The 12329-nt window shown below is 69.4% G+C and carries 13 protein-coding genes and 1 pseudogene; 5 read left to right on the top strand and 9 right to left on the bottom strand.

Features of this window, described 5'->3' with window-relative positions; genetic code table 11:
* Positions 1–6: 6 nt before the first annotated feature.
* On the top strand, positions 7–306 hold the full coding sequence (locus ACH4TV_RS43675; RefSeq protein ID WP_398406993.1) for a hypothetical protein: 300 nt from the start codon (positions 7–9) through the stop codon (positions 304–306).
* A gap of 291 nt (positions 307–597) precedes the next feature.
* Here ACH4TV_RS43675 and ACH4TV_RS43670 read toward each other — a convergent pair whose 3' ends face one another.
* The 5 genes and pseudogenes from ACH4TV_RS43670 to ACH4TV_RS43650 all read right to left on the bottom strand — a co-directional run bounded on the left by ACH4TV_RS43670 (position 598) and on the right by ACH4TV_RS43650 (position 4035).
* Positions 598–837, bottom strand: coding sequence for a hypothetical protein (locus ACH4TV_RS43670; protein ID WP_398406992.1), 240 nt, complete (start codon positions 835–837; stop codon positions 598–600).
* Positions 838–934: 97 nt separating this feature from the next.
* The gene (locus tag ACH4TV_RS43665) at positions 935–1567 is read right to left on the bottom strand and encodes a hypothetical protein (RefSeq protein ID WP_398406991.1); all 633 of its coding nucleotides are present in this window, start codon (positions 1565–1567) and stop codon (positions 935–937) included.
* 174 nt (positions 1568–1741) lie between these two features.
* Positions 1742–1987, bottom strand: a pseudogene (locus tag ACH4TV_RS43660) (type II toxin-antitoxin system Phd/YefM family antitoxin); the annotation flags it as partial.
* 216 nt (positions 1988–2203) lie between these two features.
* A complete protein-coding gene (locus tag ACH4TV_RS43655) occupies positions 2204–2941 on the bottom strand; it encodes a dienelactone hydrolase family protein (RefSeq protein ID WP_398406990.1) in 738 nt (245 codons plus the stop codon).
* Between the two features lie 113 nt (positions 2942–3054).
* The gene (locus ACH4TV_RS43650) at positions 3055–4035 is read right to left on the bottom strand and encodes a winged helix-turn-helix domain-containing protein (RefSeq protein ID WP_398406989.1); all 981 of its coding nucleotides are present in this window, start codon (positions 4033–4035) and stop codon (positions 3055–3057) included.
* An 89-nt stretch (positions 4036–4124) separates the two neighbouring features.
* Here ACH4TV_RS43650 and ACH4TV_RS43645 point away from each other — a divergent pair, with 89 nt between their 5' ends.
* Positions 4125–5423 carry an MFS transporter gene (locus ACH4TV_RS43645; protein WP_398406988.1) on the top strand — a complete coding sequence of 433 codons (1299 nt, stop codon included), beginning with the start codon at positions 4125–4127 and terminating at the stop codon, positions 5421–5423.
* Positions 5424–5470: 47 nt separating this feature from the next.
* On the opposite strand, the gene ACH4TV_RS43640 is transcribed toward ACH4TV_RS43645, so the two are convergent.
* The 4 genes from ACH4TV_RS43640 to ACH4TV_RS43625 all read right to left on the bottom strand — a co-directional run bounded on the left by ACH4TV_RS43640 (position 5471) and on the right by ACH4TV_RS43625 (position 10030).
* The gene (locus ACH4TV_RS43640; RefSeq protein ID WP_398406987.1) at positions 5471–7687 is read right to left on the bottom strand and encodes an NACHT domain-containing protein; all 2217 of its coding nucleotides are present in this window, start codon (positions 7685–7687) and stop codon (positions 5471–5473) included.
* Positions 7684–8151, bottom strand: coding sequence for a hypothetical protein (locus ACH4TV_RS43635; RefSeq protein WP_398406986.1), 468 nt, complete (start codon positions 8149–8151; stop codon positions 7684–7686). The genes ACH4TV_RS43640 and ACH4TV_RS43635 overlap by 4 nt, the downstream gene beginning before the upstream one ends.
* 119 nt (positions 8152–8270) lie before the next feature.
* Positions 8271–8924 (bottom strand): LuxR C-terminal-related transcriptional regulator, encoded by a 654-nt coding sequence (locus ACH4TV_RS43630; protein WP_398406985.1) that lies wholly within the window; start codon positions 8922–8924, stop codon positions 8271–8273.
* Positions 8912–10030, bottom strand: a complete 1119-nt coding sequence (locus ACH4TV_RS43625; RefSeq protein ID WP_398406984.1) for a sensor histidine kinase — start codon at positions 10028–10030, stop codon at positions 8912–8914. Before ACH4TV_RS43625 ends, ACH4TV_RS43630 begins: the two co-directional genes overlap by 13 nt.
* 203 nt (positions 10031–10233) lie before the next feature.
* On the opposite strand from ACH4TV_RS43625, the gene ACH4TV_RS43620 reads away from it, so the two are divergent.
* The 3 genes from ACH4TV_RS43620 to ACH4TV_RS43610 all read left to right on the top strand — a co-directional run bounded on the left by ACH4TV_RS43620 (position 10234) and on the right by ACH4TV_RS43610 (position 12171).
* Complete coding sequence (locus ACH4TV_RS43620) at positions 10234–10761, top strand: hypothetical protein (protein ID WP_398406983.1); 528 nt, start codon at positions 10234–10236, stop codon at positions 10759–10761.
* Positions 10762–10891: 130 nt separating this feature from the next.
* A complete protein-coding gene (locus tag ACH4TV_RS43615) occupies positions 10892–11287 on the top strand; it encodes a DUF6281 family protein (protein WP_398406982.1) in 396 nt (131 codons plus the stop codon).
* 65 nt (positions 11288–11352) lie between these two features.
* On the top strand, positions 11353–12171 hold the full coding sequence (locus ACH4TV_RS43610) for a leucine-rich repeat domain-containing protein (protein WP_398406981.1): 819 nt from the start codon (positions 11353–11355) through the stop codon (positions 12169–12171).
* The last annotated feature ends 158 nt before the right edge of the window (positions 12172–12329 follow it).

Below are 12329 nucleotides of genomic sequence, written 5' to 3'. Positions count from 1 at the left end.
CACGACGTGATCTTCACATCACCCTTGGGACCGTCCGGCACCCCCGCCGCCGTCTCCTTCGCCGGGGCACTGCTCTTCCCCGTCGACGGCTTGTCTACCGTCGGCGCGCTCCCGCCCTTCGACGAACCGCTGTCGCTCCCGCTCACGGCCAGGCCGATCCCGATGAGCACGACGAACACCGCGAAGACGCCGAGGCAGCTGAACCCGATGATCTTCCCCGCGCTGCTCTTTCTCGGCGGAGGCGGACCGCCCCAACCAGGCCCGGCCGGCGGCTGCTGCCACCCCGGCGGAGGAGGTGGCTGCTGACCCCACTGCGGCTGCCCCGGCTGTTGGCCCCACCCCGGCTGCCCCTGCGGCGGCTGCTGGCCCCCCGGCCCTGGATACCCGTACGACATGAGACCCCCCACGGTCTATGTGATGAGAGGGGGACACGGTATGCGGTGGTGTGCGTACAGTGCGTACCTTGTGCCAGATCTGTGACGGCCAGTTTTCGACGGCTGAACCCCCAGCGTGCGCCCGGGCGGGCGACGCCGCACGCCGACGGGCATCACGGCATGCCTTCCACATCCGCCACGCCCGCAGCACCCCGGTTCGGAGTCACAACCGACGGCGGGCGTACGCCGCCCCCCACACGACAGCGCCGCGCGCGAAGCTCTCGCGCAGGTGTACGTCGGCCTCGGCCTGGTCGGCGGTAAGGGCAAGGGGCGCGAAGACCAGGCAGACACGGCAGGGGGCGCCGCGCTCGACCAGGACCAGCCAGTCCTGAGACGGCGGCGGGATCGTCATGACGTACTGATCGTGGCCGTAGTCCAGAGCGACGCGCCCGCGCTGGGTCATGAGGCGTGCGCCGATCGCCGGCGGGAGTCGGGTTCCGGGGCAGAGACGAAGCGCTCGGGCGAGACCGCGCATACCGTCCTCGACGGCTGTGATCGTCTCAGCGGCCCGTCGGGGGCCGGGGTGAGTGAGGAGCAGCTGGGCTCTGGGCTGCCGAGAGTTGCAGAGCGACTGATCGCCAGGTGACTGGTTCGAGTCGCGTGTGGCGCGGTGGGTCGGCGCCGATCCAGGCGGCCCAGGCGTCGAGCCAGTTGTACAGGGTGCTGTGCGCCCAGCGGCCTCCGTCACCGGCCCACTCACCGCGGCGGATCGCCGCCTGGCATTCCCGCTGGTGGCTGGCGAAGTCGGTGGCGAGGGTAGCCGCGTACCGCCACATGTCGATTGCGCTGTCCACCTCATGCGACTGGGTTCCGGATTCGGCCAGGACGCAGTTGAATCCGGGGGGAGAGGTGCGGGCCCTGTCCAGTTGGAAGGCCAGACCTTGCCACCCGGGCCGCCCATCAGCCTCTTCCTGTAGCAGGTCGGTGCCGTCGATTCGCTTGCCCAGGAGCCGGACCCAGCCCCAGAGGAAGTCGGAGATCGTTTGGTTGGTCCATCGCTGTGCCGCAGGTTCGTTGATGTCCTGCCCGATGCAGGCATGCTCACAGTCGGCCGCTAGTAGATGCAGGTAAGCGGCGAAGTCCTGGCGGGAGTTGACCTGCTGCCAGGAGCCGGTGTTTCGGGGTACGGACACGCCGAGAGGCTACGAGCCCGGGCCGACCTGCGTCGACCGGATTGCCTGAGACCCACGCCTCCCCCTGACCGTGACCTGGTGGAGCCGTCAGATGTTGCGACAGACATCGCGACGGTCTCCGGCCTTGACGACCAGGATGACGAGTTCGCCGTCCAGGGGTTCTGAACGCGTACGTCACGCCACGCCCGCATCCCGCTCGGTGAACAGGTCGGCGAGCAGCTCGGCCATGGTCACGGTGGGGCCGCCCTCGGCCAGTACGGCTGCCGCCTCGCGCGCGAGCAGTTTGTCGGCCGCGTCTACCAGTGCGTTGAAGTCGGCGATGGGCACGAGAGCTGCCACCGGCGCGCCATTGCGGGTGATCACCGTCGGGGTGCCCTGCTCCGCACGGTGGATGTGGTCGGCGAAGTGGGCGCGGGCTTCGCTGTTCTGTGTACAGACGGGTACTGGCTCACTGGCGCCGAGCCACCCACCGCAAGCCCGGAGACCCAGCCCCCGTCGTCATCGGGCTTGGGGAACGTCGGTACAGCGGTTGGCGCTGAGAACGATCTCAAGCGTGGTTCTGCTGGGGGAACTTGAAGGGAGGGGGCTGTGAGTGCCCGACGCGGACCACGCCTGGTGCCGGGCTGTTTGCCTGGGTCATGCCCCCAGATCTTCCGTCACGGGCAGGCACTCGGTGAGCAGGTCGACGACGTCGCGCCAGGCTCGCTGCGCGTGCTGTGGGTGGTAGCCGACGCCGGGGACCGTGGGGTGGTCGACCGGCGGGTGGTGGAAGGCATGCAGGGCGCCGCCGTAGACCGTGAGGCGCCAGTCGACGCCCGCGGCCTGCATCTCGGCGGTGAACGCGTTTCGTTGTGCGGGCGGCATGATCGGGTCTTCCGACCCGACCCCGGCCCACACCGGGCAGCGAATGCGCGCTGCCTCGCCCGGTCGGCCCGTGGTCAGTGCATTGACTGTCCCGATCGCGCGCAGGTTGACGCCGTCGCGCCCGAGTTCCAGCCCGACGGCGCCCCCGGTGCCGTAGCCGACGGCGGCGATCCGGTCGGGGTCGGTCCGCGGTTCGGTGCGCAACACGGCGAGTGCCGCATGGCCGATGCCCCGCATCCGGTCGGGATCAGCGAGCAGTGGCAGGCAACGGGCCAGCATCTCCTCGGGGTCGCTCAAATAGCGCCCGCCGTGAAGGTCGAAGGCCAGCGCTACATATCCCAGCTCGGCGAGAGCATCGGCCCGGCGGCGCTCGACATCGCTGAGCCCCATGCCCTCTGGTCCGAGCAGCACCGCGGGCCGGCGGGCGACACCGGCCGGGAGCGCGAGGTGCCCGATCATCGTCACACCGTCGGTCGGATACTCGACCGTACGCGTCGTAATCGTCGTCATGAGGCTGGACTGTAGTGATCGTCGAGCCCGGTCCGGCCGGTGTTCTGCCGCTGGCAGAGCGGTGCCCGTTGATCTGCTGGCGAGACCTCAAAAAACAGTGCTGATCTGAGCCCTCAGCCCGTACCGGCGACCAGCGCCTCGCCGATCGGGGTACGCCGGTAGAGCACCGACCGTCCGGACCGGGCGCGGACGAGCAGTCCCGCGCCTCGCAGGATGGCGAGGTGGTCTCCTACCGCGCCGGGTGTCATGGCGAGGCTTCGGGCGAGGTGGCTCGTACTGGCCGGGGCGTCCAGCGCCAACAGCAGCCGGGCTCGGGCCCGGCCGATCAGAGCGGTCAGGGCGTCCGGTTGAGGGACGGTCTCCTGTTCGCCCCGCAGGGCGGCGGTACCGCGGGCACGATAGATCAAGGTCCTGGGCCAGGGGTCTTCCAGGTGGGCGGCGATATTCGCGACGAAGACCGAAGGGATCAGCAGGAGCCCGTCGCCGACGAGGCGGAGTGTTCCGACGTGGGGGAAGTGGCCGATCTCGATACCGCCGGCTTGCCAGGCGATGCTCGGGTGCAGGCTCTCGATGGTCGTGGCCCATCCATGTTCGCCGATCACACCCACCCGGTGCACGACGTCGCGCTCACAGATCGCGCGCAGTTGCGGCCAGTCCGGGGCGAGCAGTTCGTGCCACGCCTGGTCCATCGCCGCGGCGATCCTGGAGACGGCGTCCGTCGAGTCAAGCACTGCGCGTACGCGGGGATCGCGGGTGGACGGGCCGGTCGCGTTGGTGGCGATTTCGTGGCGGGCCGCTTCCAGCGGTGTGGCCCGGATCATGGCCAGGTCGTCCGCCCAGGTCTGGTTGAGGCCGCGCGGGGGCGGGGCGACGAAGTTCGGTCCGGATCGCGGGGTGTGCAGGGCGAGGGCGGCGTTCAGTTCGGTCTCGCGGCGAAGCCGTTCAAAGGCCGGCATGAGCCGGGTGGCCCAGGCTCGCGGCAGCGGCCGGTCCTGGCCGGCGAGCGAGCGCAGCAGGAAGCACAGGTCCATCGCGGGGGAGAGTGCGAAGCGGCTGCGCAGCAGGTCCTCGACGGAGACTTCGAAGCGCAGCACCCGGCCATGCTACCGAAGGACGTCTGTTCCGATTCGTCCAGCGACGAATCATTGGTGAGTGGTGTGGGCGCACGGCGAGGCTGCGCATCATGACCCCAACCGCCGAACCCGCGCAGGTCAACCACCGTGCCACCTACCGGGAGGTACTGGCCGAGCCACGATTCCGGCTGCTCTTCTCAACCCGCACCGTCGCGATCACTGCGGACGCGTTGCGGATCACCACGTTCTCGGTGCTGGTCTTCTCGGCCACCGGCTCCGCGCTGCTGAGCGCACTGGCCTTCGGCATCGGCTTCATCCCGCAGCTGTTCGGCTCGCTGCTGCTGGGCTCACTGGCCGACCGACTGCCGCCCCGCGCGCTCATCACCGGCGGCTACGCCTTGACGTGCGCCGCCGCCCTGCTGCTCGCCCTGGTGCGGATGCCGATCGTGGCAAGCCTTGGTGTCGTGGCGCTGGTCGCCCTCGCCACACCGGTGTTTCACGGGGCGTCGAGTCGGCTGGTCGCGCAGTCGCTGGAGGGCGACGCCTATGTACTGGGCCGTTCACTGAACAACATCGCTGCCTCCGGCGCGCAATTGCTCGGTCTGGCACTGGGAGGTGCGGCCGTCGCGGTACTCGGCCCGCACCGGGCGCTCGCAGTAAGCGCCGCCCTCTACCTCGGCTGCGCGCTCGCTGTCCGCATCCGGCTACCCCGGCTGCAGCCGGGAGAGTTCGGCGGCACACCCGGCAGCGCTCGGGGCGACGGCGGGGCCGTCCGGGCAAGCCTGCGCGGGGCCGGCCTGCTGCTGCGCGGACGCACGGTGCGACGGCTGATGGTGGCCCAGTGGCTACCGGTCGCGTTCGTAGCGGGCGCGGAAGGCCTGCTCGTCGCCTACGCCGGAGGACGCCACTTCGCGCCCGGCTGGTACGCGGTGCTGATGGGCTGTCTGCCGGTCGGCATGCTCGTCGGTGACCTGCTGGTGGGCCGACTCCTCCTACCACCCACCCGGGAGCGACTGGTGGTCCCGTTGATCGCGCTGATGGGACTGCCGCTGCTCGGCTTCGCCGCCGAGCCCGGAGTGGGCGTCTCGTCCTGTCTGCTGCTGCTCTGCGGCTTCGGATTCGCCTACGGTCTCGGCCTGCAACGGCCGTTCCTGGACGCCCTGCCGCAGGATGGCCAGGGCCAGGCCTTCGGTCTGCTCGGCTCCGGCAGCATGACGCTGCAAGGCGTCGGGCCGGTCTGCTTCGGCACGGTGGCCGCAGGCATCGGAACAGGCGGCGCGATCGCCCTGGCAGGCGGCGCGGCAGCGCTTACCGCCGGCTGGATCCTCACCTGGCACCCGCCCACCTCCCCGATCCCCGTCCCGAACTGCTCAACGGGATCAGAGAACGGCACCGAACAGCACGCGTAGTTCTCCCGCGCAGCGCCAACCGCTGTACCGATGTTCCCCAAGCCCGGTCATGTGCGATCCCGGCCGCGTTCCGCGTGGCGTGCCGCGAGGGATTCCTGGAGGCGGGCGTGGCGGAACTGGTAGGCGGCGCCTGCCTGGCGAAGGACCTCGCGTTCGTGTGCGTCGGTGAGGAAGGCCCAGACGGGCCAGGGCAGGTGTCCTCTCAGGGGCAGCAGGATCCGGGCGAGGAGCAGCCACCGGCCCCAGGCGTGTGCGCCGAAGCCGAAGGCCAGGCCGATCACGGGTCCGGCCACGAGGTATCGGGGTCCGGCCAGGACTCCGGCCACGATCCCGTAGGCGATCGTGACGGTGAGCGTCTGGAAGATCGCGTAGTTGCGGTTCGCCACCAGCAGGTCGGACGGCCTGACCACGGTTTCGATCTTCATGCGGGCGATCAGCCCCGCGCCGAGGCCGAAGGCGAGCCCGACCGTGAGTCCCAGCACCACCCAGTCCGTGTAGCTGCCGGTCGGCAGGTCCGTCAACCAGCCCACGAGCCCTACCGCGAACCCGCCCGCGGCCCCGCCCATGGTCCCGACCTTGATCTCGTGTAGTTGGGCCCTGGTGTCGAGACCTCGGGCCCGGCTGGACAGCGCACTCCCGATCGCGTTGCCGACCGCGCCCGCGACGGGCAACGCGAACCACCCACAGAGCCTGACGGCAGGCCAGCCCAGCAGCCCGACGGTCAGCCCGCCCATGAGGTTGATCGCGATATGCAGCAGGACCTGCCGTGCCCTGCCGGTGATCCGCACTTCCATACGTTCCGGTCGGGGTCCCTCGGACCAGCCGACCAGGCCGCCGATCAGCCCGAGCGCCAGCGCGCAGACGAGCGCCCCCGCCGGTCCGAAGAGCAGCCAGCCGACCGGTGCGCACATGCCCGCTCCCAACACGCCGATCACCAGGGCGCGTTGGTACCGGGGAATGGTGTTGCCCAGCATCCACCAGGCGAAGTCCGGTCCGTGCTGGTGCTGTGCGAGATAACCGAGCCAGCGCTCGGCGTCCTCGCGCCTGCCCTGCCATGTCGGTTCCGGCCGGACGGCGTTGCCGGGGTTGGGAGGCCGACGGTCGTACACGGTGGGCACGAACTCGTTCAGGAGATGGGCCTCGACGGCGTCGGCGGTGGGGAACCGGGCCGGATCGAGGAGTTCGGCGGGATCTCGGTCGGGGGTGTCGGTGTAGACGGCTCGGGCGAGACCGGCCATGAGCGGGGTGGATATCCCCGTACGCACCACCTCGCACTGCCGTTGCGTCGGCTGTTCCCGCAGGCGGGCCAGGACCGGTTCCCACTTACCGGATGCCGGCCCCGGGCCGGTCGGGGGCAGATAGCCGGCCAGGTCGTCGAGGGTGAGGTCGTCCAGGACGATGACCGCGGCGTTGGTGAGCGCGCCGACCGCGGCGACCGCGGCGTTGTACTGACCGGGTTGGCTGGTGAGCAGCAACGGCATGCCGGTGGCGTTCAGTTCGCGCAGGGCCTGGTGTCGCTGCTCGGGGACGATCTCGTCGAGACCGTCCAGGACGGGCAGGATCCATCCGCCGTCGAAGAGGACCGCGGCCAGACTCGACCCGCCCGAGATGGGGGCGCCGAGGAACGGAACCTCGAACAAAAGCTGGGCGAGGAGCCAGTTCCGCAGGCCCTCCTTGCTGGGATCCCACAGCCCCAGTCTGAATACGACCGGTACCGGGCCGGTGTTGCCGCGGCCCTTCAGCCGGTTGAGGACGAAGTGCATGGCAAGGACGGACTTGCCCGAGCCGGGCTTGCCCAGCACCACCAGTCGCTTCGAGGCCACCCGCTCGTAGACCCTGCCGAGGTCATCAAGTCGGCCGTCGAGTCCGTTGTTGTCGAGTCGGTCGTCGGGGAGGCCTGCCGGGTTCCGCCCGGGGTGATGGCCAGGACCGGGTCTTCGGCCGGTTCCCCCTTCCTCGGCGGTATGCCAGCACACCCCGAGCGCGAAGGGATCGCTCAGTCGCCGGCGCCTCGACTCCGCGTTCGTCGCGCCACCCACCGAGTCGGCGAGCCTGGCAGCCGCGTCCCGTAATTCCAGGTGGAACGGACTGACCTGCTCCGGCGCCTCGTGGACCGTCACCGTCATGTTGGCGGCCTGATAGACCGTGGCGTTGTCGTGTGCCTCGGCGTTGAAGATCATCTGTCCGATGCCTGTTTCGGGCGCCGGGTCAGGCCGGTTGTCGTCGGGATGCGGAGCGTCGTCGAGCGGGGGGACCGCTGTCACTTCTCGTGAACGGTCATGCTCTGACCGGCCTGGTACGAGCGGCCGTTACCGCTGACGGTCGCGTTCATGATGACCGTACCCGCGGTGGTGTCGGTCCCGTTCTGTGCGCTCTGCGCGGCTGCCCAGACCAGGAGAGCCTGTAGTTGGGCGGTCGCTTCCTGGCGTTCGGTGTCGTCGAGGCTTTCGAGGAAGTCTTCGAGACGGGTCTGCCAGACGATCTCCTGTCGCGCGATCGCCTGTTCCAGCGTCCCGGTGGTCTGCGGGTCCGTGGTGTTCTCGGCGGCCTGTTCCAGGGCGGTGCGGGTGTGGTCCAGGCGTTCGAGGACGGCTTGCTGCGTCTGCGGCTCACGGCCCAGAAGTTGGGCCGTCCGTCTCCGTAGGCCCTCCCAGGCGTCGCTGCCCGCTGCCTGCACGATCGCTCCGCCGCCAGCCGCGGCCAGGGCTGCCAGTGCTTCGGCCAACATGGGGCCTCCTTATGACATATACGGTGCCTGGACCGTAATGCCTAGGAAGCTGCCCCCACAGGTCTTCTGCAGGAACATACGCGGGAGCCGATATCGGTTCCGTTATCGGTTCGATGCTGTCACGAGTTCGGGTCGAGCCGCTCACGGCTCAGGTCGTCCTCGCGGACACGGTCCCGGTAGTGGGCCGGGTGCTTGATGTCCCGTCCGACGGCGGCGTACTTGGCGCGTACCGACTTCAGATGCGACCGCACGGTGCTCGCGCCGATGCCCAGCCGGCGTCCGATCGTCTCGTGCAGCATCCCCTCACCGACCGCGCGCAGAACCTCGGACTCCCGTGGCGAGAGACGCGGACGGGTCGGCCGGTCGTCCCGGGACAGCCAGAAGGCGTGCTCGGGCGTGGTGGGCACGTCGCCCCGGTGCAGAGCCCGGACGACCTCGGCGAGAGCGTCCAGGTTGTTGTTCTTGGTGAGGTACGCGGCTGCGCCGGCCTCGGTGGTCGCGGTGATGTAGGCCTGATCGCGGATGACGGTGACGACGACGACCTGGTGCCCGGCACCCACCAGCGCCGCGACGTTGGCCGCCGGGTCGGTCCCGTTGTGCAGATGGAGGTCGAGGGTGACGATCCCCGGCTCCGGTGCCACCGCCAGATACTCCTCGACCGACGCGGCGGTGGTCGCCAGCCGCAGGTCGCTGGTGCCGTCGATCCAGGCGGCCATTCCCTGCATGAACATCTGGTCGTCGTCGACGGCACCGATGCCGATCACGGATTCCATGTCATCTCCACGATGGTTCCCTCGCCGGGCGCGCTGGTGATCGCGGCCCGCCCGCCCGCATCGGCGACACGCTTGAGGATCGAGTGATTCACGCCCAGTCGCATGGACTTGGTGCCGGGATCGAAGCCCGCGCCCCGGTCCACGACGGTGACCCGCACCCCGTGGTCCCCTTCGGCGGAGGCCGTCAGCCATGCCTGGTCCGTACGCGCGTGCTGGGCAACGTTGTTGAGTGCCTCCCGTGCCGCGCCGGTCAGCGCCTCCACGACGCCGGGGGGAAGATCCGGGGGCAGCCTGTCGAAGGCCGTGTTCACCCGCTTCAGCGTCTGCCGGTCCGGATGATCGCGGACCATCCGGGACAGGGCTGCCCCGAGTTCGGCGGGCACACCGTCCGTACCGCTGGTGACCAGCCCGCGGAGGAACTCGGCATCCAGCGCGCAACGGCTTCGTGTCCCTTCCGGGTCGTTGTCGAACCTGCCCCGGGCGATGCCTTCGAGGGTGTGGAGGACGGTGTCGTGCAACTGCGTGAACTGGCGGGTGCGTTCGGCGTCGCGTGCCGTGGCGGCGGCCTCCTTGCGCTCTGCGTCGACGGCGCGGTCCGCCGCCTCGTCCGCCTCCCGTGCGGCCCGGATCAGGAGCGTGCCGGTGACTCCCGCCACTCCGGCGAACAGGGCCATCATCGCGGCGTTGGAGAACAGTTCCTGGACGCTGGGGGTCCGGGTCGCGGGCCACGCCCCCCACAACCAGGCGGCGACGACCACTCCTACGGCCGCCACCCTGAAACGGCCCGCGTAGATCGCGGCGGTGACGGCCACCCCGCACAGCGGAGGAATCACCCAGTTCGTGATCGACGCGGCCTCGGCGGCCGGATAGGCCCGGCTCACCACCACCGCGTACCCGACCGCGAGCACCACGTCGGCGGCCACCCAGCGTGGCGTCAGGGCGTGCCGCCGGATTCCCACGCCGAAGAACAGGACCGACCAGAGAGCCGCCAGCACGTAGCAGGTGAAGACCTGCGGCGGATAACGTCCAGGACCGTCCAGTACGGGCAACCAGAGCCAGAGGGCGAACTGCGCGGCCCGCAGCCACGCCAACGCACGAACGACCATTCGCTGAGTCCGTTCTCGGGCGCTGACCGGCGGCGCGATCTCTACGGGCATGCGCTCAAGGTGGCACAGCCGAAGTACCGCGAACACTCCCCTCCCCAGCTACCCCGGCAGCCGACGGGCGAGGACGCTCAGCGGCGCCGTGGCGCCACCCGTATCAACAGCAGACCCCCTCAAGGCGATAGCGAAACGAAGGCGAAAGCGAAATGCCGCACATCTCCGAAGAAGACCGCGATCAGCGCATCCTGCGCACGCTGGAGCAGGCCGACCGTCGGCCGGGGCCCGATCATCTGGAATTCCCCGACGGCTTCGACCATCCTCGCGCCAGGAGACTCCTGACCGAACTCCACGCCCGGCTGGAGAAGGAGTTCTCCCACCCCTGCACCGTCGACCGTCATGTCCAGGACGCCAGTTTTCACGCTCTGGTGGGCGTCCCCGCCGAAGCCACCGAGGCCGGAGTGCACATCGGTATCCGGCTCAGCACCTACGCGGACCTCGCCGTCATCACCCTGCCCAGCCCCGGGATCCACCAGTCCCTGGACGACGCCGTGACCCAGGGAGACCTGACGGAGACGGACCGGCGGAGAGTCGAGAGCGCGCTGTCGGAACTCGGATTCACGACCGTCCCGGAACACTTTCTGCATCGCCCGTACGACGGCGTCACCCCGTTGAACGAGTTTCGCAACCCGGACCATCCGGCAACCTGGTGGACCCGGTTCTTCGACTACATCTGACCGGCCCATCACACATCAACAGCCGCACGAACGAAAACGTCCTCCGCTCCGTCGGTGCTCATGAGAAAGGCCGGGACGCTCGGCAGAAGACGCGTCCTCGTACCTCGCCGCATTCACCAGGAGGACGTCGATGAACTGGGCCGAACGACTCACAGGCACCCTGCTGGCAGCCGCCATGGCGTCAGCCGCATGCACATCAGGCAGCGGTGGCGGTGTCGCCGACGAGGGGTCGGCGTCCTGCGCCTACCAGATCCTGTACGAGGGCCGCACGTACCAGGACGTCGCCAACGTGAAGTTCACGATCGGCGAGCAGCTCGGCGACGCCATCCTGCCGCCCTGCGACGACACCGGCGGTCAGGACGAAGTCGAGGAGTCGGGTACGACACTGACGGCATACGAGGTGACCGGAATCTCCCCGAAGGTGGCCCTCGCCGTCGGGGGCACGCACGACGACGTCATCTTCGTCGCCGCCTACTCCGGCACCGAGCTGCCGGCCGACGTGCAGAAACTGATCGACGGCTCATGACAGCAACTCCGGGGTCCCGTAACCCTGGTGGGGAACGATGCGGTCAGGATCCGTATCTTGGCGCCATGGGGGACAAGGAAAAGCCGAAGCTGTTCGAGAACCACTGGGTCGACCCGTCGAACACGGACCTCCAGGGACCGCGACCCTACCGGGACAGCTGCTCGTGCTTCGATCAGCACCACGTGCGTCCGTCCGCCCGCGTTGATTTCCACACCGAGCTTCAGGACACCTCCTCTGCGGGCTGGCAGCATCTGCTCGCGCTGGTCGACGAGGCAGCCTCCGACGGCCGGGAGGAGTTCCGTCCGCTGGCCGAACTCAGCCCGCAGGAACGGCGGCAGATCGTCACTCTGCCGCCGTCCATCTCCAAGCTGACGGCGGTCAAGCACTTCATGCTCTACGGCAGCAACCTGGTCCGCATCCCGCCCGAGATCGGTGCCATGACAGGCCTGGAGGAGTTCACGCCCTACACGTCGAGCCGCCTGCACTGGTTCCCGTACGAGATCACCAGATGCTCCCGGCTGGTCCGCAGCACGGTCAGCACACGGTTGTTGTTCGGCAACTACAAACTGCGTCCGCAGTTCCCCCGGCTTCAGCCGCCTCGGGACTCCCTCGCGGAACCCGAGCTGCTCGATCCGACCGACCTGGACCCCGGCCGCTGGGGAGCGACAGCCGTCCGTACGTGCAGCGTCTGCGACCGGCCGGTGGAGAAGGGCGGGCTCCACCAGGCCTGGATCTCATTGCGCGTGGCCACCGACGTCCTGCCTCTGTTGGTCAATGCGTGCTCGTCAGCGTGCGTGACAGCCCTCCCCGGCGGAGCCGAGGACTACATCCCGTCACCGCACCAGGGCGGCCAGGTCGACCAGCCCGCGCCGGACTGGGACTGAGCGGGAACAACGCCGCCGGAAGCCGCCGGCAGGATCGCCGCGCGTACCTGATCGGGTCACCTGCGGTCACCTGTGCTCGGCGATCCTGCCGGCGGCTTCCACGGCGATCTCGATCGCCCGTGCCGCGGAAACCATCGCTTTTGGCGATGGCTTGCCGG

The sequence above is a fragment of the Streptomyces sp. NPDC020898 genome (genome assembly GCF_044333925.1).
In the GTDB taxonomy this organism is placed as follows: domain Bacteria; phylum Actinomycetota; class Actinomycetes; order Streptomycetales; family Streptomycetaceae; genus Streptomyces.
Note: the sequence above shows the minus strand (reverse complement) of the source record. Positions and strands in the feature narration are given on the sequence as shown.